Source organism: Rhizobium sp. P2_G9 (assembly GCF_056403475.1).
Genome location: NZ_JBFUFK010000061.1, coordinates 1 through 24,458, shown reverse-complemented (window position 1 = coordinate 24,458; position 24,458 = coordinate 1). Strand labels below are relative to the sequence as shown.

Here is a 24,458-nt window from a genome sequence, read left to right as displayed (position 1 = left end):
GCGTCACTGCCCTTCCGAATGTGCTTTCCATGGCTGATCCCGTTTCTTCATCCCCTCCCGCACCTGGCGTCGAGGCTACCCTTCGCAATACGCGCTGGGTGCTGCCGGTGACGATCCTCGGCTCCAGTCTCGGCTTCATCGACAGCACTGTGGTGAATGTGGCACTGCCGGCCATGCAGTCGGGATTGCATTCGACGCTCGCCACCATGCAATGGGTGATCAACGGCTATATGTTGATGCTTGCCAGCCTGATGCTGCTCGGCGGCTCGCTCGGCGACCGCTTCGGGCGCAAGCGCACGTTCGGCGCCGGCTTGGTGATCTTTGCCCTCGCTTCCATCATCTGCGGGGCAGCGCCATCGGCCGGATGGCTGATTGCGGCGCGCGTGCTGCAGGGCGCGGGCGCATCTTTGCTTGTACCGGCAAGTCTCGCCATCATCGGTACGGCCTATTCGAAGGAGGCGCGGGGCAGGGCGCTCGGCACCTGGTCGGCTGCCGCGGCCATCATGACGGCGGCGGGGCCGCCGCTCGGTGGCTGGCTGGTGGATACGGTCGGTTGGCGTTCGATCTTCTTCATCAACCCGCCGATCGCCGCGGCGGCACTCTTTCTCCTGACCCGCTTGCCGCCAGACACGGGGTTGGTCAACAAACGTCTCGATCTTCTGGGTTCGGCCCTGGCGATCGCCATGCTCGGCCTGTTTTCCTACGGCCTGATCGCTCTCGGCGAGGGCGGTCGAACGGTGGCGATCGTGACCAGTCTGGCGTTCATTCCGGTTGCCGCGATCTTCGTGTTGGTCGAAAGGAAATCCGCCGCGCCGATGCTGCCGCTCGGGCTTTTCCGCAACCGCGCGTTTTCCGGCGCGAACATTCTGACCGTCGTGCTTTATGCGGCCCTGTCAGGCGCCATGTTCATGCTGCCTTTCATGCTCATCCGTGTCCATCACTATACAGCGACAGAAGCCGGTGCGACCTTCCTGCCGTTTTCCGTGATCATGGGGGCCGGATCGCGCTGGGCGGGTTCGCTTTCCGATCATATCGGCGCGAGATTGCCGCTGATCGGCGGGCCGTTGCTGACGGCATGCGGCTTTCTCTGGTTCGCGACGCATGGTGCGGACGCGCATTTCCTCACTGGCCCACTGCCCGGACTGCTGCTGATTGGCGTGGGCATGACCTTTGCCATACCGCCGCTGACCTCGACGGTGTTCAATTCGGTGCCGGGCGAGGCGAGCGGCATTGCTTCGGGTATCAACAATGCGGCCGCGCGCGGCGGCGGACTGGTGGCGGTCGCGGCGATCGGCATCGCCTTCGGCGGCGCCGATCTCTCGGCCATCGAGCCAGCCGAATTCCAGGCGGCCTATCGGGTTGTCATGCTGTCGGCGGCGGTGCTCGCCTTGCTGAGCGCGGTCTGCGCCGCGATGACCATCGGCACCAAAAATGTACGGAAGAAGCCGGCGGCTGCGAACAAATGAAAAAGCCCGGTCCTTGTGGGGACCGGGCAAGTACGGGGAGGAAGTCAGAACCTGACCGCCGGGGCAGGGGAGGATGGGCGGCCAGGGGTAGTCAAGAATAGTCAGGGCATTCCGGGCAGTGATCAGTTGCAGACGCGGACGCGCTTGACGTAGACATTGCCGTAATCGTCGTATTCGCGGACCTTCTTCACGAAGCAGTAGCCATCGTCGTAATAAGCCGGGCGGATGACGAAGCGCGGGCCACCCCAGAAGCCATGGTGCCAGCCATTGTGCCAGCCATGATGGTTCCAGCCGTGATTGTGCCACTTCCAGCCACCGGCTTCGGCGCCGGAGGTCAGTGCAACAGTGGCGACGAGGGCGGCGACAGCGCCGAGAACGAGCTTCTTCATGATATTCTCCTTGGGGGTCGGTTTGTTTCGTTTGGGGTCTGGAGGTCATCTCCAGCGTTGAAACCTTTTTCGCACATCTGTCGGCCCGACGTTGTTTCCAGGGGAACAATCCCGTCAGGAGGCGCTTTGATCGGTGCGGATTTGACGAAGGAGAATGGGAATGGAGCCCGAGGCTGTCCTTTTCGAGCCGAGCGAATGGGTGCCGAACAACCCGAAACTGCCGATGCTGGTCTACCGCTCGCTGCCGCTCGACGACCACGATCCGGCGGCGCTGTTTGAGGACCTCTTCCGTCGCAATGGCTGGCAGGGCATTTGGCGCAACGGCGTGTTCGCCTACCAGCATTATCACACTCATGCGCATGAAGTGCTCGGCATCGCCGCTGGCTCAGCGCGCTTGCTGCTTGGCGGACCGAGAGGCCGCGAGATCGAGGTTGCCGCCGGCGATTGCCTCGTGCTGCCCGCTGGCACCGGCCACCGCAGGCTTTCGGCGAGTGCCGATTTCCTCGTGGTCGGCGCTTATCCGCCCGGTCAGCATGCCGATATCCAGACCGGCGATTGTGGCGAGGCGGGCCGGAAAGCGATCGCTGCCGCGGCTTTGCCTGAGAGTGATCCGGTTACCGGTGAGGATGGGGCGCTGACACGCCTCTGGCATTCATGACAGGCGGCTGGTGCCCTTGTAGATATAGCCGTTGCCACGCGCCGTCTCGATCAGGTCGCCGTTCTGGCCGTTCTGCTCCAGCTTGCGGCGCAGACGCTTGATGCGTGAATCGATGCTGCGGTCGATCGGGTCGGAGCCATGCGCCGGTGCGAGTTTGAGGATATCGTCACGGCTGAGCAGCTTGCCGGCACGCGTGGCGAAGGCGGCGATCAGGTCGATCTCGGTCGGAAAGAGCGGGACTTCTTCGCCGTTCGGCTCAAACAGCTTCCAGCGCTTGAGGTCGAGCGAGAAGGCGCCGAAGGGAATGATGTCCTCGCCATTGAGACGCCGCCGCCGCAGCACCGCCTCGACGCGCGCATGCAGTTCGTTGAGCGAAAACGGTTTGGTGATATAGTCATCGGCGCCGATTTCCAGCCCGACGACACGGTCGATCAGGTCGGAGGCTCCTGTGAGCATGATAATGCCGAGATCGTGATGGTCGCGCAGGCGTCGGGCGATGCTGAGCCCATCCTCGCCGGGAAGGTTGAGGTCGAGGATGACGATGTCGGCGGCGCGCGCGGCGATCTCGCCGTTGAGCGCCTCGCCACTCGGCGCGCAGCGGACCGCATGGCCTTTCATCGACAGGAAATCCTCGATCATCCCGCTCAGCGGCAAGTCGTCGTCGACCACAATCACATTCGCCATGTCGCCGTCCACTATCTCCCCGCGTCGGTGGCATTACGATATTGTCCGTAGGTGCCTGATTGCAATCAAAAAATAGAGAAATACTGGATTGTAACGCGACTTTTCGAAATCAATGGCGACATCGTTGTGAAACAATGGACCGGCATTTTTCACGTAAGATGAACCAGATATTTTCCAAAGCAGGGGCTTGATGGAGAATGGGCGCGCTGTGACGAGGTCATAGGGAATGAGTTTCGGAAATGCCGACGGCAAGGTGACGCTCGGGCGCGCTCGCATCGGCCCGTCACCGAGACTGCTTCTGCTTTGCGCCTTGCCGCTCGCTTTTCTCATCATTGCCATCGTCGTCGATCAGTTCCGGCGGCAAGAGGATGCACTGCTCGGCGATCTTGATAAGCTCACCAACGAACAACATCACATGCTGACCACATTGGTGGCCGAGACGGACCAGCAACTGGCCCGCATGCGGCTGACGATGGAGGACGGCATTCGCTTCTCCTCGGGACTTTCGCAGGAGCGGGCGGGCCAATTGACGTCCGTGGACGTCAATCTTCCTTCCGGCACGGTGCAGGGGCTAGAATGGACGGCCGGGACGAAGAATGTCGCCTTCGGCACGCTGTTCGGCATTCCCGATCTGGTTTCCCGTCCGAGTGCCGACATTGGTCCCGTGGATGCCGCACTCAACCTGCTTGGTGCGCTGCAGATCGATCGGCAGGCGGGTTCGCGCTCGCATTGGAGCTATTTCATTTCGGCGCAATCCGATTTCGTCGCGATCTATCCCGGGCTGAGCCTGCAGGCGGTGGCCAATGGCTCGCACGGCAACCAGCAGATCAGGACCATTCATGACCTCGTCGGTTCGTGGCTCGCCAGGGACATCTACCGGCTCGGCACGCCGCAGCAGAATGCGACACGCGCGGATTATTGGACGCGCGTCTATGAGGATGCCGCCAGCGCCGGGCCAGTGGTGACGCATGCCTCGCCGGTCTATGTCAACGGCCGCTTCTATGGCGTGGTCGGCAGCGATATCCTGGTGGAATCCTTCGACGCCGTCATTGCGCATGTCACCCAGCCGGTCGGCATGCTGGCGATCATCGACGACCAGGGAGACATATTGAGCGTCAATGGCCGCGCCTTTGCCGGCGACCGGCCGCGCATGGCCTCCTATCTCGCCGAGAACAACCTGCTCAAGCCGGAAGTCGAGAGCAATCTGGCGGCCGGCTTCGAGACGATCGGCAACAATTTCATCCGCATCCAATCGTCATCGCTGTCGCCGTTCCGGCTGGTCTATGTGCTGCCGAAATCCGACCTTTATGCCTATCTCCTGCCGCGTTTCGCACCCTATGCGATGATCCTGATCGGGCTTGGCGCCACCTTTTTCGGCCTCTTCTATCTGCTGCATCGGGCCTATATCCGGCCGAGCTTCCAGCTTGCCGAATATCTGACGCTGCAGGCGGCGGGCGTCGACGCACCGATCCCGCGCGCGCCGGCCGGCTGGCGCACGCATTTCCTGACCATAGCCGGCATCGTCTCGACCATCCGCCGCTACCAGAGCCGGCTCGAGGAGAGCGAAGCGCGCTTTCTTGCCGCTACGTCGAGCCTCGACGACGGCTTTGCGATCGCCGATTCCGAGGGGCGGCTGCTGTTCTACAACGAAGCCTTCGCCGCCCATCTCGCCCGGGACAGGCAGTCCGAGGTCGCGGTTGGCTGCAAGATCGGCGCGCTGTTCGACCTAGACCGGTTCAACGATGATTCCGACGCCGAATACCAACTGCCGGATGGTCGCTGGATCGATGGCTGGCAGAGCGCGATGCCCGACGGCGGCAAGGTCATCCTGCTGCACGATATTACCGAGATGAAGGAGACCGAGCTCAGGATTCGCGAGAGCGAGGCGCGCTATCGTCTGGTGATCAACACCCAGACCGAACTTGTTTCCCGTCACAGCCCGACCGGCCATATCACCTTCGCCAACGATGCCTATTGCCGCTATCTCGGCACCACGCTGGAAGACTTGCTGAGCCGGCCGGAGAGCAATTTCGATTCGATCTATCCCGAAGACAGGCCGATGTATGATGCGCACATCGCCTCGCTGACCCCGGATAATCCTTCCAGCACCATTGTCGTTCGCAACATCCTGATGCCGTTGGGCGATATCCGTTGGGAGGAATGGACCGAGACCGGCATTTTCGATGACAATGGCAAACTGACCGAAATGCAGTCGATCGGCCGTGACGTCACCGAGCGCAAGCGCGCCGAGGAGGCGCTCAGCGTCAGCGAGGCACGCATGGCTGCCTTTCTCGAATATGCGCCGGTGGCGATGCTGGCCAAGGATCGCAACGGCATCTTCACGCTCGTCAATCCGGAAACCGTCAAGCGGCTTGGCCGGCCGGCGCACGAGATCATCGGCCGTCGCACCATCGACATCCTGCCCCCGAACGAGGCGGCGATGATGGACCGGTCGATCGACAAGGTGCTGGCGACAGGCGAGGTGCAGATCGAAGAACAATATCACCCGTCGCTGGCGCCGTTCCTCTATTCGATGTTCATCCGCTTCCCGATCCATTCGGAAACCGGCGAGGTCACCGGCGCCGGCGTGTTCGCCGTCGACCAGACGAGCCAGAAGCTGGTCGAGATGGAACTGGAAAAGCGCAGCGGCGCGCTGCAGCAAAGCGAGAAGCTCGCGGCTCTCGGTTCGCTGCTCGCCGGCGTGGCGCACGAACTCAACAATCCGCTGTCCATTGTCGTCGGCTATGCCGGCATGCTGCATGAAATGGCGCAGGACGATGCCACCAAGCGGCGCACCAAGGAACTGCACTCGGCCGCCGAGCGCTGCGCCCGTATCGTCAAGACCTTTCTCTCAATGGCGCGCTCGAAACCGATCGAGAAGCGCAACGTGGCCATCGACACGGTGCTCGACGACGTGCTGGAACTTGCGGCCTATGGCTTGCGGAGCAACGGCGTCAAGGTGGTGCGCGAGCGGCTGGTGACGCTGCCGGATTTTTTCGCCGATCCCGACCAGTTGCACCAGGTGTTCATGAATGTCGTGCTCAATGCGCAGCAGGCAATGTCCGGCATCGAAGGCGAGCGCAAGCTCAATGTCAAAAGCTATCGGGGCCGGGGCGATATCGTCATAGACATTATCGATACAGGCCCCGGTATTCCGGATTCCGTCAAGGAACGCGCTTTCGAACCTTTCTTCACCACCAAGCCGCAAGGGGTGGGCACAGGCATCGGCCTTTCGGTCTGTCTCAGGATCGTCGAGGCGCACGCGGGCACGATCTCGCTCGATGCGCTGCCTGCCGGCGGCACGCTCTGCCGCGTCAAGCTGCCGATGGGGCCGGAGATCGCCCAGCAGGAAGAGGAGCAGGCACAGGCCGATTTCCGCCTTTCCGGCCGGCTGCTCGTCGTCGACGACGAGACGGCGATCGGTGACTTCCTGGTCGACGTGCTGAGCGGCGAGGGTGTGTCGGTGGTCGCTGTGCCGAGCGGCCGCGAGGCGCAGCAGGCCGTCCTCGATAGCGAATTCGACGCGGTGCTTACCGATCTGCGCATGCCCGACATCGATGGCGACCGCCTGGTCGCATTCATCATCAAGGCCAAGCCGGCTCTGAAGGGCAGGATCGTGGTCATGACCGGCGATGCCCTCAACGCCCAGAACAAAGCTGTCCCGACCGACCTGCCGGTCGTTACCAAGCCGATCGACCTTGCTGCTTTACGCGCGGCGCTGAGGCCGATGCTGGACCGTGAAACCGATAAGAAAACCGAAAAGCAGACTGCGCCAATGCCCGAAGGAGTAAAATAATGTCCGAAGCCAGTATCGTGGTCGTCGATGACGAACCGGGCCTCAGGGGCATGATCGAGGACTATCTGTCCATGCAGGGCTATAGCGTCGAGCCGGCCGAGAATGGTGTTGCCCTCGACAAACTGCTCGCTGTCCGTTCGCCGGATCTGATCCTGCTCGACGTCAATCTTCCAGGCGAAGACGGTTTTTCCATAGTCCGGCGGCTCAGGAATGCCGGCGAGCGCATGGGGATCATCATGCTCACCGGCAATGCCGACGAGACCAGCAAGGTCGACGGCCTGATCAATGGCGCCGATGACTATTTGCCAAAGCCGTTCGAGGTGCGTGAGCTGCTGGCACGCGTGCGCAGCGTGCTGCGCCGCTTGCCGCCGGCGCCGGAAAAGCCGGCCGAGACACGGCCGAAACTGACATTAGGGCCCTATGTGCTTGATGTTGAAGGGCGGCGGTTCTTCGATCGTGAAGGGTCGGAGATCGAAATCAGCAGCATGGATTTCGACTTGCTCGAAGCTTTTGCCCGCCATCCACGTCAGATTCTGTCGCGCGACCGGTTGGCCGAACTCGCGCATGGACGTCCGCTCGGCGACGCCGACCGCAGCCTCGATATCCGCATCGCGCGCCTGAGAAAGAAGATCGAGGCCGATCCGTCGGAGCCCACTCTGCTCAAGACCGTCCGCGGCGAGGGCTATGTGTTCGAGCCGGAGGGCTGATCCGGATCTGTTGGCTGGTTTGGTGTGATGATGTTCACAAACGCTGGCTGTCGTCTGCGGCGCAATGATGTTTCGATATTGTCTTCGAATTTTTGTTTGTTTTCGAATTAGTTCATTGCCACCAGGCAGGATGAAGCAATCGGGCACGATGAACCAAGGTCGACATGCTCCATGCCCGGCCGCGGTCCAGCCATATTGACGGCCGGCACATTGCTGCTGTCCAGCGTTGCAAAGTTGAACGCGACGTCACGAAAGCCGCGGGACTTCGCGACAGAATTCTTTTCTTTAGCCGAAAAAGATACTGACGCTCCGTCCAAAGAACGGGAATTGCCAATATTTCCGTTGGCAGACAGTGCGCTGCCCAGGCCGAAGCCAAACCCCGTCGAGGCAACGACGATTGATGCCATTACTGCACTAAGGCGCAAAAAGGGAAACATCGATCTGCTCTCTGAGAATTTGGCCAGCGGGGCGGCGCTGGCTTGTCCGTGAGCGAAGGTCTAAAGTTCGTTTGTTTCACTTGAATGTCGCTGTTACAAAGTCGTACTTTTCGACTGAAACATTGAAACGATTGGTACAGGTTTTGCCGTTTTGTTACCGTACGACGCCAGGATTGGCGCGTTGAGTATATCAATCAATTAAAAATGTTAAATATCCAACAAATTGAGCGACTTTGGTTGCTGGCTTCCGGCTCCTTCTCCTGGAGGTCGAATGGCTTCGCTGTTCTCTTCGGAAAGGCGAACTTGGGGTATGCTATTCAAATGACTTCGATTTTTTGGCTTGGCGGCAGCCGCATCATGCCGCTGCCGGCAATCCGGCCTCTTCGCACGATGGAAAAGTACAATGTCATCAAACTATCATATTTCTGTAACGTTGTTGAATTAGCGATATTTCTCGCATTCCCTGCACACGAAAGAGAGCATCGCCGGAATATTTCCGGCGGTGTTTCGTTCCGCTTGTAAAGATGTGCGTCACGCCAGTTGCTTGCAGCCATACCGGGCGTTGGAAAAGCGCATATCCCGAAGATTCTGGCCGGCTCAGCCGTCTTCCATCTGATGACTTCGAAGCAGGAAGGATGCACGATGCCTGAGGATTTGTCCCGGAAGAACTCTCTTTTCAAGATCGTCACGGTGCGGGATGAGATCGTCGTCGGTCTCACGGACGCAGACGTCGCGACGATCAAGGGCAACGATGTCACGGCGATCGGCCGGGCAGTGGCTGAGGGGGGCGAATTGACGCTGATGCGTTTTGCCGTTCGCAAGGCCGCCGATGGGGAGCTGGAGCAGGCGCCGCTTCACCGGGTCAGCGTGCTTGCCCATGATACACTTCGCATCGAGCCGTATCCGACACCGCTCAGGATCGTTGCTATCAGCTAAGCCGGACCTTCTCGGCGGGCACTCATGGAACCTTCGTCGTGTTCTGGCAATTGCTGTGTTGGAACCGATGGAGGATGCCATGCCGAAACCTGATCCCCAAGCCGATCTCGACGACGTCCAGCGCGACGCCGAAACGGGCGCGCCGGTCGGCATCGCGCCGAATGGCGCCAAGACCGAAGGTGAAATTGAAGAAAAGACCAATGCCGATCCCGGCAAAGCCGCCCGGATCGACCCGGAAAGCCGCATTCCGCGACCGGTGCCGCCGGATCTCGCCTGATGGGCTTGCGTCTCGTCAGGCCGGGCCGGGTTCCCAGCCCGGCTTCGCCATGGTGAAGCCTGAAAATTCAAAGCCCGGCGCCACCGTGCAGCCGACCAATGTCCAGTCCCCGAGGCTCCTGGCGCTTTGCCATTCGTCCTTGCGCACGATGCCCTGGGGTGTCTGGCCCGCAAGCACGTCGGGGCCGAGTGTGAGCGTGCGCATGGTGTTTCCGTCGTCCGACAGCCTGAGCTCCAGCGGCGCACCGGCATAGTGGTGCCAGATTTCCACCGCGTCCACCCTGTGCCAATGCGAGCGGTCTCCGCCTTCGAGAAGGTAGAAAATCGCCGTGGAATGCGCCCGGCCGTCGACGCCGAGCGGATCACGGTAGGTCTGGATATACCAGCCGCCTTCGGGGTGGCGTTCGAGTTTGAGGGCGGCGATGAGATCCTGGGCTGTGGTCATGCGGCGGCTCCGGATGGTTGGGCCGAACTATAGGATGAAATCGCCGGCGCTCAAGGCATGCTTTCCCGAAAGCGTGAGATGCAGGTCGGCCGTTCCATCGCCGTTATAGTCAGCTTCGACGATCGTCGCGCCGTTTCGCCAGAACCAGCGGATCTCCGCGGCTTCGCCGTCGAATGCGGTGTTGCGCGCCGACAGCAACTGAAAATCGGTGCCGCCGTCGAATTCCAGGCGGTCTGTCCGGTCGAAGTCGGAAACCGTGTCGCCTTTGCCGGAGACACCGCTGTCCTTTGCAGAGGTGAAGACGAAGATGTCGGCGCCGCTGCCGCCGCTGAGGAAATCCGCACCGTTGGAGCCGATGAGCACATCGTCGCCCGCGCCGCCGGAAAGGCTTTCTCCCGGCCTGCCGCCGAGCAGAAGGTCGTCGTCGTTTTTCGTGCTGTCATAGGCGGTGCCCTCACCGGCGAGGCTGGTGACGGCGGGGGCTGTCGCCAGCAATTCCTCGATCGGGTGATCGACGGAGAGATGGAGTTTTTGCAGCACCGCGTCGATGGCTGGCTGGAGTTCGCCGGAAATGCTGCCGATCGTGGACACGCCTTTGATGCTGGCGGCTGTCAGCGGATCGTAGGCTGCCTCATAAGCCAGCAGCGTCTGGTGATGATCGGCCAGCATGCGGCCGGCATCGAGCGCTTCGGCATAGGTAGCACGGCTGTCGGAATGATAGAGGCCGAACGTGTCGGCCTCGACATAGCGGCGATTGGCGATTGCCGCCTTGAGATTGGCCGGCAGGCTGCTGGAGAGCGAATTGTAGCGGATTTCGTACCAAGCCTCGGCACGGTCGCCGTTTTCGATCGCGGCCTGCAGTTTCGGGCCCAGCATGCTGGGCGCATTCCAGGTGAGCGAGAAGAGGGCCGCGCGCTCGGAGGACTCCGGAATGTCCGGGATCCAGGCGTCGATGCGGCCGTCATAATAATCATCGAGCGCATCCAGCGCCTTGGCGATCGCGGCGTCGCCTGAGAAGGCGAAGGTGATCGGCACCTTGCTGTCGTGATGATCGTGCCAGTCCTGCATCACCGCGTTCAGGTTGGCGATCAGCACCGCGCTTTGGTCGGGCGCATAACTCCTGTCGATCTGTGTCGCCAGCCGGTCTTCGAGCGTCTGGCTCCAGTGCCTGTCGCCGACCATGATGCGCAACACCGGATCGAGATTGTAGACGAGATTGAAGCCGATGCCGATGGTGGCATCGCCGACGCCATCGACATAGGGTTTTGTCGTCGAGCCTTCGAGCAGCTTGAGCAGGGCGAAGCGCTCTTCGTTATAGGCATCGTGATCGGAAATGATCTTCCAGTTCAGCATGGCCGCCTCTGTCCGTCAGCGGCCATGCTAGTTTCAAAGAGTAAACAGGGGTTTGAATACGAGCCTCAGATTTTGCCTTATGCCGCCGACTTCCGGTCAATATGATAGCGGGCGGCCGGCGTGGTGCGCGACAGGCCTGGGCCGAGCGCCTTGCGGGCTGCCTCGAAGGCCTGCCAGTCGGCGTCTTCCGGCAGGGAAGGGACGGTGGCGAATTCGCCCAGATCCAGGCCGGCCAGAGCCGCGTCGACCATGTCTTCGGCGGTCATGACGATTTCCTGCGGCAGATGCTCGACCGGCGTGCCGGCAATGCCCCAGAATTCCGTCGCGGTGGCGCCCGGCATCACCACCTGCACACGCACGCCCTTGTCTGCCAGTTCGTGCTGCAGCGACTGGCTGAAGGCCAGCACAAAAGCCTTGGAGCCGCCGTAGACGCCGTTGAGAAGTTCCGGCGCGACGGCGACGATAGAGGCGATGTTGACGATGGTGCCCTTGCCACGGGCGACAAAGGCGGGCGCGGCGGCATAGGTCAGGCGGGTCAAGGCATTGACGTTGAGCGAAATCATGTCGCTCATCTTTTCTATATCGGCATTGACAAGCGGGGTCGATGAGCCGACGCCGGCATTGTTGACCAGCATGGTGATGCTGTCGTCGGTCCGTAATCTTTTTTCGACACGTGCAAGATCGTTTCTGTCGGCAAGGTCGGCGCTGAGCGTTTCGATCCCGCGGCCGGTTTCACGGGCAAGCCGATCGGCAAGCTCCGACAGGCGGCTGGCATTGCGGGCGACGAGGATCAGGTCATAGCCGCGGCGGGCGAGCCGGTCGGCATAGACGGCGCCGATGCCCGAGGAGGCGCCTGTGACGAGGGCGGTTCCGAGATGTGACATGATGAAATCTCCGTGTTTCACTGTTGCGATGACCGGAGAATAATCTTGAAGCGGCTTGTCTCAAATGTCATATATACGATGATTTAGGACATGGAGATGGAAGATGCTGTCAGTCGCCTTCGTTGTCGCGCCGGGCTTCCAGATGATGAGCTTCGCCGCTCTTGCAGTTTTCGAGTTCGCCAATGTTACGGTCGATGAACCCTGTTACGCCGTAGAAGTCTTTTCGGAAAAGGGCGGTCCGGTTCTAAGCTCGATCGGCGTGCCGGTCGAAACCAGGCCGATCGATGACCGGACCTTCGATACAATGATCTTCACCGGCGGCCTCAAGCCGTCGCGCTCGACGCCGGAACTGGTTTCCTATGCCCGCCGCTCGGCCGACACCGCGCGGCGCATTGCGTCGATCTGCACCGGCGCCTTCGTGCTGGCGGAAGCAGGCGTGCTCGATCACCGCAAGGCGACCACGCACTGGCTCTATGCCCGCGACCTCAAGGCGCGCTTTCCGGATGTCCGGGTCGAGGACGACCGGATCTTCATCACCGACGGCTCTGTCTGGACGTCGGCCGGCGCCAGCGCCGGCATCGATCTGGCGCTCGGCTTGGTGGAGGACGATCTGGGCCAGGAGATCGCCCGCTCCACGGCCCGCAAGCTGGTGCTCTATCACCGGCGCGCCGGTGGCCAGTCGCAGCATTCGACGCTGCTCGATCTGGATGCCAAGTCCGACCGGATTCAGAACGTGCTGACCTATGCGCGCCGTAATCTCGCCGCCCCCCTCAGCGTCGAGGAACTGGCGGAGGTGGCGCATCTCAGCCCGCGCCAGTTCAGCCGCGCCTTCCACGCCGAAACCGGCCAGTCGCCGGCCAAGGCGGTCGAGAATCTGAGGGTCGAGGCGGCCCGCGTGATGATGGAGCATGGCCGCCATTCGCTCGACATCATTGCGCGCGAAACCGGCTTCGCCGACCGGGAACGCATGCGCCAGGCGTTCCTGCGCGCCTTCGGCAGATCGCCGCAAGCGATGCGCCGCGACGTCAGGATGGAAGCATAAGTAAGCTCTGAGCAACGATTTTTGCTTGCCCTATGCCGTCGTTTTATTTCATTTACGGGGCGCGACAGCATGAGGTGAGGTTTTGCAGGCCATCCGCATTTTCCTGAAAGCGCTGGTATTGACCGGCTTGCTGCTCGGCGCTCCCGCGATCGCCGCAGAACAGGCGACGGATGCGACGCAGCAGCCGCAGACCCAGGATGCCGTGAAGCAGGCTGTGCAGTCGCTGCAGCAGGACGCGAAAGCGGCGCTGGAAAAGGCGGCTCAAGCGTTGAATTCACTGCGCAAAAGTGTCGGTGAAGCAACAGTGACCGACAATGATCTCGCCCAGTTCAAGCTGCAGGTCGACGCGGTCGCCAAGGCCATTTCCGATGCCAAGGCCGAACTCCAGAACCGCTACAATCTTGTTGTCGGCCGCCTGGAGCAGTTGGGCAATCCGCCTGCCGCCGGCCAGCCGCCGGAAAGTGCGGCGACTGCCGGCGACCGCAAGCGTCTGCAGGGCGAACAGGGGCAGATGAACGGAATCCTGTCGGACGCCGATGTGCTCGACAAACAGGCGACCGATCTGTCGGGGCACATCACCGATCTCCGGCGGAAACTCTTCGCCGAGACGCTGTTGCGCTACACCGAGGTCAATGGGCAGTTGCTTGAAGACACGGCCGATGGGTGGGGAGAGCTCAAGCGAAAGTTCTGGTCCAGCGTTGATGGCACGTTCGACTTCACCTGGAAATTCAAGCGGCAAGGCTTTCTGATCGCGCTCGGGCTGATCATCCTCGAGGCGCTCCTCATCATTGGCCTTGTCCGCCGAATGTTTCGCCCCTTCACCCAGCGCGATCCCACTCTCGGGCAGCCGACCTTCACCTTCCGTCTGGTGGCTGCCTTCTGGTCGACATTGATCCCGACGCTGGCAGCGGGTCTGTTCGTGCTCATAAGCCTGATCACGCTCGCCGGGTTCAAAGTGCTCAGGATCGATTTCATCGACATCGTCCGGTCCGTCCTATGGACGATCGTAGGGCTCTATTTCGTCTGGCGGCTTTCCCATGCGATCCTTGCGCCGAAGCGGCCGCAATGGCGGCTGGTCAGTGTGTCGGATCACGGCGCGCGCATGCTTGTCGGCTATTGCATGCTGCTGGCGCTTGCCAACGGCCTCGCCTATATCGGCGATCAGATCAATGTGGCGCTCGATGCACCCGTCGTGCTGACGGTGGCGGAGGGGTTTGTTTCGTCGATTCTGATCGGCGCGATCCTCTTGCTCCTCGCCTTCGTGCGGCCAATGGAGGTCGGCGAGGGTGGTCATGGCGCATGGCCGAAACCGATCCGCTATCTCCTGATCCTGATGAGCATCGGACTGATCCTGACATCATTGTTCGGCTATATCGGACTAGCCCAGTTCGCGGCATCGCAGATCGTCGTAACGGGCGCCGTGCTGGTGATGATCTATATCGGCTATCGCTCCGGCCAGGCGATTTCGCGACCGGATGCCTTCGCCAAGACGCTGACCGGCCGCTACCTGCAGAAGCGCCATGATCTCAGTGCGATCCGGCTCGACCAGCTCGGTCTCGTTGCGGGGCTGGTCATCTATGTCGTCGTCTGCCTGTTCGGCATTCCGACCATCATGCTGAAATGGGGTTTTCGCGCCCCGGATATCTGGGCGATCTTCATCCAGCTGTTCACGGAAATCCACATCGGCAATATCTCGATTTCGCTGCTCGGCATCGTCGCCGGCATCCTGGTTTTCCTCGGCGGCTATTTCGCCACGCGCTGGTTCCAGTCCTGGCTCGACGGCACTGTCATGGCCCGGTCGCAGGTCGATATCGGCGTGCGCAATTCGGTCAGCACAGTGCTTGGTTATGCCGGCATTTGCATAGCCGGGCTGTTCGGCATTTCGGCGGCGGGGATCAACCTTTCCAGCCTGGCGCTGGTGGCCGGCGCGCTCTCGCTGGGCATCGGTTTCGGCCTGCAGACGATCGTGCAGAACTTCGTCTCCGGCCTGATCCTTCTGATAGAGCGGCCGTTCCGGGTGGGTGACTGGATCGTCAACGGGCCGGTCGAGGGCTTTGTCCGCCGCATCTCCGTGCGCGCGACGGAGATCGAGACATTCCGCAACCAGTCCGTCATCGTGCCGAATTCGCAGCTCATCAATGCTTCGGTCGGCAACTGGACGCTGCGCAACAAGCTCGGACGCTCGGAAATCCCGGTCAGTGTCTCCTATGATGCAGATCCGCGGCACGTGATGGACATATTGATGGAGATCGCCACGCGGCAGCCGCTGGTGCTGACCATGCCGGAGCCGCATGTCGAATTCGTCCGCTTCGGCGAGTCGGCACTGGATTTCGAACTGCGCTTTTACCTCGCCGACCTGTTCACCGGAATGGGCGTCAAGAACCAGATCCGTATCGAGATTTTGGAGCGGTTCCGCGAGGAGGGGATATTGATGCCCTATCCGCAACAGACCATTCATCTCTATTCGTCGGAGGACGAGCCTGCCTTTTCCGAAACACGGAAGCGGGGAGCATCGTTGAACGGTGGAAGCCAGAAGAGCAAGGAGGAACTCGACCGCCGCCGCAAGCAGGCTGAAAGCCATGCGCGCGATATCGATGCCGTCGAGGACAATCGCCATTCGCATGACCGTTACGAAGATGATCGGGATGGCGACGGCGACGATGACACTCGCTAGCGACGTCAGATCCTGAACGCGATCCAGCCGCCCCAGAACAGGCTGGAGAAGAACTGGTCCGGCGCATTGAAGCCGGCTTCCGAGAGGAGTTCTGCGATAACGGCATCTGAGGCAGGCGGATCGGCGCCTTGCAGGATCTTGCCGAGTTTCGCCGACACTTCGGCATCGCTGGCATCATGCATCCGCCAGCGCTCGCCCCAGGCGGCGAGGAAGAGCGGCTTGCTCGCATAGGCGTTCCGATTGCCCGCAAGGATCAGCGGCGCGCCAGGCTTCATCCGCCTGGCAATGGAACGCAGCAGTGCCGCCTTCTGATCCCGGCCCGGAACATGGTGCAGGACGCCGATCAGGGTTGCCGCGTCGAATGCCGGTCCCTTGGGCAGTTCATCGACGGTCGACAGGTGAAAATCGACGCGGCCGGCGAGGCCGGCATCGGTTACGCTTGCACGTGCCAGGTCCATCATCGACGGCGAGGGGTCAACGGCGGTGAAGCGCCAATTGTCCTGCAGACGGGCCGCGGCGAGGATTTCCTGGGCTGTACCGCCAGCACCAGCGACCAGGATATTCGCGCTGCCGCCGTGGCCGAGCGTGGCTGACAGCAGGCAGGCGGCGACCTCGTGGCAGGCGTCGTAGCCGGCCAGCGCGATGCGGCTCTGCATTGCATATTCGCCAGCCCGGGACGCATCGAATTTTGCCGCGGAGGCGGTGGTCATTTGGCCACCGCCTCGACCATCAGCATATCGAGGAAGAACGAGCCATCCGGCTCGATGTCGAAATGCGCCTTGACCTCTGCCGGTGCTCCGGCCTGCAGCGCCAGCAGCGCCTGGACATAGTGGGGCGGTGTTGCCATGCGCTTTGTCCAGACCTCGAACTGCATCCTCAGCCGAAACGTCCGGACCGCGGAGATGCCGAAACCGGCATGGAACAGCATGTTCGTCCATTCGGAGAACGAATAATCGCGGACATGCGACGTGTCGCGCAACAGTTCGAGTGCTTGCAGATGGGTGTCGAGCAATGGCCGCCCGGGCGAATAGCAATCGATGAAGACAGCCGGCGAGCCCGCTTTCAACACGCGGCGCGCCTCGCGCAGGCCGGCTTCGACGTCCTGCCAGTGATGCGCGGAATAGCGACAGCCGAGGAAATCGAAAGCCGCATCGGCAAATGGCAGCTTTTCCGCCGGCGTGCGCACCGTCTCGATATTGTCGAGGCCCTTCGACTTCGCCGTGGCAGCAACGGCGGCCAGCATGTCGGCGGAGAGATCGGCGGCCGTGACGCGCGCGGCATGCGGCGCCATCGTATAGGCGACATGGCCGCCGCCACAGCCCAGGTCGATGGCATGTTGCGGTGCGTGCCCCTTCGTCAGTTCGGCGAGGTCTATCAGATCCTGGCCCTGTGAATGGACAGCGCTTTCGACATAGGCATTGGCGCGCGGGCCGAACTGGTTCTGGACGTTTTTGTCGTGGACGGTCTGCATGGTGTTCTCCTTGGTTGACGTGCACCATGCCTGAAAAGTATTCTGTTACAAGATGACAGCTTATCCTGTTATATTTGCTTCCATGCTGGATGATGATCAGAGAAAATTGCTGGGCGAATTCGTCCGCGCCCATCGCGAGCGGCTGGCGCCGGAACAGCCGGCCGGACGGCGGCGCACACCGGGGCTGCGCCGCGAGGAATTGGCCGCGCGTGCCGGCATCAGCGCCACGTGGTGCGCCTGGATCGAGCAGGCGCGCGAGGTGCAGGCCTCGCCGCACGCGCTTGGCCGGCTCGCAGTGGCGCTCAGGCTGACGCGGGCGGAGCGTGCCTATCTTTTCGAACTGGCCGGGCGCCGTGATCCCGAGGGCGAAACGCATGAGGATATCGAGGATGCGCCGGCCTCGCTCAGGGCGATGGTCGATGCGGTCGACCATCCGGCCTATGGGCTCGATCGCTTCTGGAACGCATGTTGTTGGAACGAAGCCGCGGAAAGTCTCTTCACCGGCTGGCTGAGCCACGGCTGCCAGCGGAATCTCTTGCGCTTCATCTTCCTCGAGCCGGCAGCCCGGGCTCTCATCAGGGCCTGGGAGGATCGCGCGCGCCGGGTGCTGGCAGAATTCCGCGCCGACTACAGCCATAGCTTCAACGATCCGCAGATGAACGCCATGCTCGATGCGCTCAGGCGCGAAAGCCCGCTGTTTGCAGTGATCTGGAAGGAGCAGGCGGTGCTCGACCGGGAAGGCGGCGTGCGGACCTTTAGCCACCCTCTCCACGGCGAACTGGCTTTCGTCCAGCATACATATCGACCGACGGACCGAGCGGACCACAAGCTGGTATTGCTGATTCCGGCCTAGGCGACACGCTCTAATTCCAGCCGGATCGGAAATCCCCCGGCTAGGCTACGGCGCGGGAGACGTTTTTTCGTCCTGTCCCCATTTTTAGGGAAGCGTGCTTAACCTTTCCTCAAAGCCTGTCCCATAATCTGCTACCGGGGTAATTTTTCACAACAAGGCTGGCCAAATGGATTTCTTGGGTGTTTCCGGCATGCACTATTCCGGTGCGTCGCTGAAGAACAATCGGATTATCGTCGCCGAGGATTCCAATGTCTTCGCTTCGATGATCCGCCAGCGGATGAAGGAACTTCTGGAAATCGACGTCGAAATCTGCCGTGATTTCGAAGAGATTCAGCAGGCCAACGAAAAATCGGATGTGCCGATCCGGCTCGCCATCTCCAACATGAATCTGCCAGGCGCCGAATCGGGCGAGGCGCTCAACTACCTGGTCGACGTGGCGATCCCGACCATCGTCTTCACCGGCACATTGCAGGATTCGACGCGCGACAAGCTCCTCTCCAACCAGATCGTCGACTATATCCTCAAGGATAGCGTCTTTGCCGTCGACATGCTGGTCGAAGCCGTCTGCCGCTTCCTGACCAATCACACCCACCATGTGCTGATCGTCGACGACAGCCAGACGGCGCGTGCGCTCTTGACCACGCGCCTCAAGCGCTACAATTTCAAGGTTTCTGCCGCAGAAAGCGGCCAGCAGGCGCTCGATATCATGAAGGCCAATCGGGACATCTCGCTGATGATCACCGACTACAATATGCCGGATATCGATGGTTTCGAACTGACGCGCCGCATTCGCGCTCATATCGGCTCACACCAGCTCAGAATCATCGGTGTATCGTCGTCGACGGACCGCCTGCTTTCGGCGCGGTTCCTCAAGGCCGGCGGCAACGACTTCATGATGCGGCCGTTCATCGACGAGGAGTTCTACTGCCGCGTCAACCAGAACCTGGACACGCTGTCGCAAATGCGGCTTTTGCTTGCGAAGCAGAGGAAATAACCGGTTTTTCAATAGTGGTGCGATGTCGATTCGGCTGCGCTAGCAACTAATGTTGAAAAATTGGTTACAACTTATATGCATGATTTTGATGCAATTTTTGAGTTGCATTAATGGTTTGGCAAGCGGCCCAGGAATATCTTGTGCCCTCAAGAAAAAGCCACTGTGCTGCAAGCACGAAGCGGTCTAATCCGCTCAACCGTGCGGTAAGCGCATCCCGAATATCTCTAGCGGAACAGACGGAATTCTACGTGGGAGTAGGTTAGCGTGGCTCTTCGCGATGCGATCGGCAAACCATCCATGCCCAAGAAGCATGAGGGGCGGCAGGTTTTGCTGGTCGAAGACACGCGTTTCTATTCCATCGCCATTCGTGATCGCCTGGAGAGCCAGTTCGGCGTGAAAGTGACGCATTGCGCGACCTTCGCGGCGCTCAAGTGTGCACTCGACATTGCCGAAGGGGATTTTGCGCTCGCCATCCTCGATCTCTGTCAGCCGGACGCGCCGAACGGCGAGGCGCTGGACTATGTCATCGCCCACAATATCGCCACGGTCGTGTTCTCGGGCATCAGCAGCGATGCCAAGCGCGAACAGGTGCTCGCCAAGAACGTCTCGGACTATGTCGCCAAGAGTTCGATCCATTCGATTGATCATCTCATCGAGGCCGTGGATCGCCGATTGTCGGCGGACGCGGCCGAGTTCCTGCTGCTCGATCCGGAGGTGGAGACCTGCGGTCTTTCCGGTCTTCTCGACGAATGCAATTTTCATCCGGTGGCAGTTGCCAATGAGCAGGAAGCGCTCGCCGTACTGGATCGTATCCGCGGCATCGAGTTGGTGCTGATCCGCGCCGAGATCGCTGCGCGCAACGACCACGCCTTCCTGAGGCTGATGCAGGAGCGCTATGGCGAGGAGGGAATCCGGATGATCGGTTATTCCTCGGTGATCGGGCGCGACGACGTGGCGCGGTTCCTGGATGCCGGCGGTGACGATTTCTTTCATTTGCCGATCAGCTCGGACGACCTCGCGGGGCGGCTGCGCCACACCATGGCGCTGCACAAGCAGATCCAGGTCCTGCAGCGCATGGCCTCGCGGGACTATCTGACAGACTTGGTCAACCGGCGTTACTTCTTCGATCGCGGTCCCAAGCTCGTGCAGATGTGCCTGAGGCAGGGTCTGCCGACGTCGATGGCGCTGATGGATATCGACCATTTCAAGAAACTCAACGATACCTATGGCCATGAGATCGGCGACGTCGTGCTGAAGGCGGTTGCCAAGAAGCTCAGCCTGCTCGTCGGCGAGAAACAGCATCTGATCGCGCGCATCGGCGGCGAGGAATTCGGCATCCTGTTCTCAGGCATCGATATCGAGGCCGCCTTCGAATATTGCGACCATATCCGCTCGGAGATTTCCAAGGTCCGCATCGTCGTCGACGACGAGGATATTTCGGTGACGATCTCGATGGGGCTTGCCACTATTTCCGGCTCGGAGACGTTCGACAATTATCTCAACGCCGCCGACCAATATCTCTATCTGGCCAAGCATTCCGGCCGCAACCGGGTGTTCTCGGACTATCAGGTCACGAAGATCCAGGCGTCATAAAAAAGCCTGCCAGGATTTCTCCGAACAGGCCCGTCGTTCAGCAATTTGCGTAGATCACATCACCGCGCCGTTGACGCTCGGCATGGTCGCAAGCTGCTTGCGATCGGCGCGTTCCTGCTGCGGTGAGCGGCCGTAGAGTTCACGATAGCATTTGGAGAAATGCGAGGCCGAGACGAAGCCGCAGGCGACCGCCACTTCGACGACCGGCATGGACGACTGCACCAGCAGGTGCCGGGCGCGGTCGAGGCGGATTTCGAGATAGTAGCGAGCCGGCGAGCGGCCCATTTCCTGGCGGAACAGGCGTTCGATCTGGCGGCGCGACAGGCCGGCCTTGTCAGCGATGTCGACCAGCGACAGCGGTTCGGCAAGGTTGTTCTCCATGATTTCGATGATCGACAGAACCTTGGAGTTCTGCACGCCGAGCCGGGCGCGGAGCGGCAGCCGCTGCCGATCGCTGGCCGAGCGGACGCGGTCGGTCAGGTGCTGTTCGCAGACCCGGTTGACGAGATTGTCGCCGAAATCCTGGCGGATGAAATAGAGCACCATGTCGAGCGATGCCGTGCCGCCGGCGCAGGTATAGATGTTGCCGTCGATTTCGAAGAGGTCGGCATGGACGTCGGCCTGCGGGAAGGCTTCGGCAAAACCCGGCAGGTTCTCCCAGTGGATGGCGCAGCGTTTGCCGTTCAGGAGGCCTGCCTGCGCCAGAACATGGGCGCCGGTACAGAGGCTGCCGACAGCAATGCCGCGATTATAGACCTCACGCAGATAGGCATTGACCGATTTGTTGCGGAATTCCTCGACATAGATGCCCGAACAGACGAGCACCATATTGGGGCGATGTTCGCCGGTAAGGTTCTTGCGCTCGTCCAAAAGCGACGTCTTGGCTTCCAGTCCGATGCCGGAGGAGGAATAGACCTTCTGGCCGTCGGCGGTGGCGATACGCCACTGATAGGCCTCGTAGCCCAGCATGCGGTTGGCGATACGCAGGGTCTCGACCGCGGCCGAAAAAGGCAGCATGGTGAAGTTGGGGACGAGGAAAAAGACGATCGTCCGCTTGGCAGCGGCCGGCTTCTTGGAAACGGGGTAGCTCTCAGGCCGCATGGTCACTCCTTATGTCGCGTATCAACAAAGTGGTCTAAATGCGCCATCAATGCATTGCGCATTAGCGACATGTATGGGCTATTTTGCGCCAAGCAATAAAAGTTTGTAGTTCAGATGACCATATTTTACTCGACGGTAAATTTTAGGGCAAACTCTGCGTGTGCGAACAAAGGATGTCGGAATTAATTGCAATTTAAAGGTGAGATTTGGGCTGGCCGCGTCGACCGCGCGGCCAAGCGGCGAGAGCAAATCTACCCAAGGCGACCGCACCGTCATTCTGATATAAATGCGAACCAAATAGATCTCACCTATTCATCTTCCAACATAAAAGTATCAATTTTTGGCGAATCCGGCGCTAGCGACCGCCAGGGGGCTGGCTATCGTGTCCCTAGGCTTGCCTTTGGAGAAATGTCTGGCATTTCGGGGTAAGTTCATCCTGGGAGGATTAAATGAGATTTTGTTTGGCAGGCGCGCTCGGCGTCTTTCTTTCGGCTGCACTGAGTTCGACTGTTTTCGGTGAAACGCTGACGATTGCAACGGTCAACAACGGCGACATGATCCGGATGCAGGCATTGACGGGCGATTTCACGTCGAAGAATCCCGATATTCAGGTCGAATGGGTAACGCTTGAAGAAAACGTCCTGCGTCAACGCGTTACCACCGACATCGCCACCAAGGGCGGCCAGTATGACATCATGACCATCGGCACCTATGAGGTTCCGATCTGGGCCAAGCAAGGTTGGCTGAAGCCGCTCGACAAGCTTGGCGCCGATTATGACATCGATGACCTCCTGCCGGCGATCCGGAGCGGTCTTACCGCTGACGGCAAGCTCTACGCTGCCCCGTTCTATGGCGAAAGCTCGATGGTGATGTACCGCAAGGACCTGATGGACAAGGCGGGGCTGAAAATGCCTGATGCGCCCACCTGGGACTTCATCGGCCAGGCGGCCCGCAAGATGACCGATCGTGCCGCTGGCATCAACGGCATCTGCCTGCGTGGCAAGGCCGGCTGGGGCGAGAACATGGCCTTCCTGACCGCCATGTCCAACTCCTTCGGCGCCCGTTGGTTCGACGAAAAGTGGCATCCGCAGTTCGATCAGCCGGAATGGAAGAAGACGCTCGAAACCTATGTCCATCTGATGAAGGACGCCGGCCCGGAAGGCGCTTCGTCCAACGGTTTCAACGAAAACCTGGCGCTGTTCCAGCAGGGCAAGTGCGGCATGTGGATCGACGCCACGGTCGCTGCTTCCTTCGTTTCCGACGCCAGAGCATCGGTTGTCGCCGACAAGGTTGGTTATGCGCTGGCGCCTGACAACGGCCTGGGCAAGCGCGGCAACTGGCTCTGGGCATGGTCGCTCGCAGTTCCAGCATCTTCCACGAAGTCTGATGCGGCGCAAAAGTTTATCGCCTGGGCAACCTCGAAGGACTACACAGACCTCGTCGCGACCACTGATGGCTGGGCCAATGTTCCTCCCGGCACGCGTACCTCTCTCTATGAGAACCCGGACTACCAGAAGGCGGCGCCGTTCGCGAAGATGACGCTCGACAGCATCAACTCCGCCGACCCGACCAAGCCGACGGTCAAGCCGGTTCCCTATGTCGGTATTCAGTTCGTCGCGATCCCGGAATTCCAGGGTCTCGGCACCACTGTTGGCCAGCTCTTCTCCGCCGCTCTTGCCGGCCAGATGAGCGTCGACGACGCACTCAAGCAGGCTCAGGAAGCCGCCACCGCCACCATGACCGAAGGCGGCTACATAAAGTAACGTCTCCCAAGGCGCGTTGGCTGCCCGACTCCGGTCGGGCGGCCTCTTTTGAAATTTCTGATGCGACATCTTCCGTCAGAATACGTTCGAACAAGGAAGAAGTAGGCTGGTGTTGTCTCTCCCGCTTGCGGGCTCTTGAACAGGACCGCTAAATGGGAGGGATAGGAATGGCCACGCAACAAACCCGGACGCTTGCCCGCGCAATGCTGGCGCCGTCGGTGATCCTACTCTTCGTCTGGATGGCGATACCCTTGGCGCTGACGCTGTGGTTCTCGTTCCAGCAATATAACCCGCTCAATCCGATCCGCGACGGTTTCGTCGGATTTTCCAACTACCTGCTGTTCCTGCACAACCCGGCTTTCCTGTGGGCCATCCTCAACACGTTGCAGATCGTCGTTGGCGTTTTGCTGATCACCATTATCGGCGGCATCGCGCTCGCATTGCTGCTTGACCAGCCGATCTGGGGCCAGGGCATTGTCCGCATCCTGGTGATCTCGCCCTTCTTCGTCATGCCGCCGGTCGCGGCACTGGTGTGGAAGAACATGATCATGCATGCCCAATATGGGGTATTCGCCGATCTCGCCCGTGCGCTCGGCTTCAGTCCGATCGACTGGTTCGGGCAATACCCGCTGCTCTCCGTCATCATCATTGTCGCCTGGCAATGGCTGCCCTTCGCGACCTTGATCCTGCTCACCGCGCTGCAATCGCTCGATGGCGAGCAGAAGGAAGCGGCGGAGATGGACGGCGCCAATTTCTTCAACCGCTTCATCTACCTCGTCGTCCCGCATCTGGCGCGTGCGACCACGGTCGTCGTTCTCATCCAGACGATCTTCCTGCTCAGCGTCTACGCGGAAATCCTGGTCACCACCAATGGCGGCCCCGGCTATGCCTCGACCAACCTGCCGTTCCTCGTCTACCAGAAGGCGCTGGGCGCTG

22 protein-coding genes are annotated in these 24,458 nt (G+C 60.7%); 13 read left to right on the top strand and 9 right to left on the bottom strand.

Annotated features, from left to right (window positions below):
* Positions 1-29: 29 nt before the first annotated feature.
* Positions 30-1,466 carry an MFS transporter gene (locus AC1DYF_RS35050; protein ID WP_477882810.1) on the top strand — a complete coding sequence of 479 codons (1,437 nt, stop codon included), beginning with the start codon at positions 30-32 and terminating at the stop codon, positions 1,464-1,466.
* Between the two features lie 122 nt (positions 1,467-1,588).
* Here AC1DYF_RS35050 and AC1DYF_RS35045 read toward each other — a convergent pair whose 3' ends face one another.
* A complete protein-coding gene (locus AC1DYF_RS35045) occupies positions 1,589-1,855 on the bottom strand; it encodes a sulfur globule protein precursor (RefSeq protein ID WP_477882808.1) in 267 nt (88 codons plus the stop codon).
* A 160-nt stretch (positions 1,856-2,015) separates the two neighbouring features.
* On the opposite strand from AC1DYF_RS35045, the gene AC1DYF_RS35040 reads away from it, so the two are divergent.
* Complete coding sequence (locus tag AC1DYF_RS35040; RefSeq protein ID WP_477882806.1) at positions 2,016-2,513, top strand: cupin; 498 nt, start codon at positions 2,016-2,018, stop codon at positions 2,511-2,513.
* Here AC1DYF_RS35040 and AC1DYF_RS35035 read toward each other — a convergent pair.
* Positions 2,508-3,197, bottom strand: coding sequence for a response regulator (locus AC1DYF_RS35035; RefSeq protein WP_477882805.1), 690 nt, complete (start codon positions 3,195-3,197; stop codon positions 2,508-2,510). The genes AC1DYF_RS35040 and AC1DYF_RS35035 overlap by 6 nt on opposite strands.
* A 226-nt stretch (positions 3,198-3,423) precedes the next feature.
* Here AC1DYF_RS35035 and AC1DYF_RS35030 point away from each other — a divergent pair, with 226 nt between their 5' ends.
* Both AC1DYF_RS35030 and AC1DYF_RS35025 read left to right on the top strand, forming a co-directional pair.
* A complete protein-coding gene (locus AC1DYF_RS35030) occupies positions 3,424-6,993 on the top strand; it encodes a PAS domain S-box protein (protein ID WP_477882803.1) in 3,570 nt (1,189 codons plus the stop codon).
* Complete coding sequence (locus AC1DYF_RS35025; protein WP_477882801.1) at positions 6,993-7,700, top strand: response regulator; 708 nt, start codon at positions 6,993-6,995, stop codon at positions 7,698-7,700. Before AC1DYF_RS35030 ends, AC1DYF_RS35025 begins: the two co-directional genes overlap by 1 nt.
* Before the next feature lie 107 nt (positions 7,701-7,807).
* On the opposite strand, the gene AC1DYF_RS35020 is transcribed toward AC1DYF_RS35025, so the two are convergent.
* Positions 7,808-8,137, bottom strand: a complete 330-nt coding sequence (locus AC1DYF_RS35020) for a hypothetical protein (protein ID WP_477882799.1) — start codon at positions 8,135-8,137, stop codon at positions 7,808-7,810.
* Positions 8,138-8,779: 642 nt separating this feature from the next.
* Here AC1DYF_RS35020 and AC1DYF_RS35015 point away from each other — a divergent pair.
* Both AC1DYF_RS35015 and AC1DYF_RS35010 read left to right on the top strand, forming a co-directional pair.
* The gene (locus AC1DYF_RS35015) at positions 8,780-9,073 is read left to right on the top strand and encodes a hypothetical protein (RefSeq protein WP_477882797.1); all 294 of its coding nucleotides are present in this window, start codon (positions 8,780-8,782) and stop codon (positions 9,071-9,073) included.
* Between the two features lie 79 nt (positions 9,074-9,152).
* Positions 9,153-9,350 (top strand): hypothetical protein, encoded by a 198-nt coding sequence (locus tag AC1DYF_RS35010; protein WP_477882796.1) that lies wholly within the window; start codon positions 9,153-9,155, stop codon positions 9,348-9,350.
* Positions 9,351-9,365: 15 nt separating this feature from the next.
* Here the strand turns inward: AC1DYF_RS35010 and AC1DYF_RS35005 are convergent, their stop codons facing one another.
* From AC1DYF_RS35005 to AC1DYF_RS34995, 3 genes are all read right to left on the bottom strand, one after another.
* Complete coding sequence (locus AC1DYF_RS35005) at positions 9,366-9,794, bottom strand: cupin domain-containing protein (protein WP_477882794.1); 429 nt, start codon at positions 9,792-9,794, stop codon at positions 9,366-9,368.
* Between the two features lie 27 nt (positions 9,795-9,821).
* Positions 9,822-11,147, bottom strand: a complete 1,326-nt coding sequence (locus AC1DYF_RS35000; RefSeq protein WP_477882793.1) for a M10 family metallopeptidase C-terminal domain-containing protein — start codon at positions 11,145-11,147, stop codon at positions 9,822-9,824.
* A 77-nt stretch (positions 11,148-11,224) separates the two neighbouring features.
* Complete coding sequence (locus AC1DYF_RS34995) at positions 11,225-12,031, bottom strand: SDR family NAD(P)-dependent oxidoreductase (protein ID WP_477882792.1); 807 nt, start codon at positions 12,029-12,031, stop codon at positions 11,225-11,227.
* Between the two features lie 103 nt (positions 12,032-12,134).
* On the opposite strand from AC1DYF_RS34995, the gene AC1DYF_RS34990 reads away from it, so the two are divergent.
* Positions 12,135-13,073 (top strand): GlxA family transcriptional regulator, encoded by a 939-nt coding sequence (locus AC1DYF_RS34990; protein WP_477882790.1) that lies wholly within the window; start codon positions 12,135-12,137, stop codon positions 13,071-13,073.
* An 82-nt stretch (positions 13,074-13,155) separates the two neighbouring features.
* Positions 13,156-15,747, top strand: a complete 2,592-nt coding sequence (locus tag AC1DYF_RS34985) for a mechanosensitive ion channel domain-containing protein (RefSeq protein WP_477882788.1) — start codon at positions 13,156-13,158, stop codon at positions 15,745-15,747.
* 5 nt (positions 15,748-15,752) lie between these two features.
* On the opposite strand, the gene AC1DYF_RS34980 is transcribed toward AC1DYF_RS34985, so the two are convergent.
* Positions 15,753-16,457 carry an SAM-dependent methyltransferase gene (locus AC1DYF_RS34980; protein WP_477882786.1) on the bottom strand — a complete coding sequence of 235 codons (705 nt, stop codon included), beginning with the start codon at positions 16,455-16,457 and terminating at the stop codon, positions 15,753-15,755.
* A complete protein-coding gene (locus AC1DYF_RS34975; protein WP_477882785.1) occupies positions 16,454-17,218 on the bottom strand; it encodes a class I SAM-dependent methyltransferase in 765 nt (254 codons plus the stop codon). The genes AC1DYF_RS34980 and AC1DYF_RS34975 overlap by 4 nt, the downstream gene beginning before the upstream one ends.
* A gap of 82 nt (positions 17,219-17,300) precedes the next feature.
* Between AC1DYF_RS34975 and AC1DYF_RS34970 the strand changes: the two genes are divergently transcribed.
* From AC1DYF_RS34970 to AC1DYF_RS34960, 3 genes are all read left to right on the top strand, one after another.
* Positions 17,301-18,071 (top strand): helix-turn-helix transcriptional regulator, encoded by a 771-nt coding sequence (locus AC1DYF_RS34970; protein WP_477882783.1) that lies wholly within the window; start codon positions 17,301-17,303, stop codon positions 18,069-18,071.
* Between the two features lie 166 nt (positions 18,072-18,237).
* Entirely contained in the window at positions 18,238-19,065 is an 828-nt protein-coding gene (locus AC1DYF_RS34965) for a response regulator (protein ID WP_477882782.1), read from the top strand.
* A 264-nt stretch (positions 19,066-19,329) separates the two neighbouring features.
* Positions 19,330-20,658 carry a GGDEF domain-containing response regulator gene (locus AC1DYF_RS34960; protein WP_477882780.1) on the top strand — a complete coding sequence of 443 codons (1,329 nt, stop codon included), beginning with the start codon at positions 19,330-19,332 and terminating at the stop codon, positions 20,656-20,658.
* A 54-nt stretch (positions 20,659-20,712) separates the two neighbouring features.
* Here AC1DYF_RS34960 and AC1DYF_RS34955 read toward each other — a convergent pair whose 3' ends face one another.
* Positions 20,713-21,759 (bottom strand): GlxA family transcriptional regulator, encoded by a 1,047-nt coding sequence (locus AC1DYF_RS34955; protein ID WP_477882779.1) that lies wholly within the window; start codon positions 21,757-21,759, stop codon positions 20,713-20,715.
* Between the two features lie 449 nt (positions 21,760-22,208).
* On the opposite strand from AC1DYF_RS34955, the gene AC1DYF_RS34950 reads away from it, so the two are divergent.
* Both AC1DYF_RS34950 and AC1DYF_RS34945 read left to right on the top strand, forming a co-directional pair.
* Positions 22,209-23,522, top strand: coding sequence for an ABC transporter substrate-binding protein (locus AC1DYF_RS34950; protein ID WP_477882777.1), 1,314 nt, complete (start codon positions 22,209-22,211; stop codon positions 23,520-23,522).
* 167 nt (positions 23,523-23,689) lie between these two features.
* Positions 23,690-24,458, top strand: a 769-nt coding sequence (locus tag AC1DYF_RS34945) for a carbohydrate ABC transporter permease (protein ID WP_477882775.1), incomplete at its 3' end; no start/stop codon positions are given.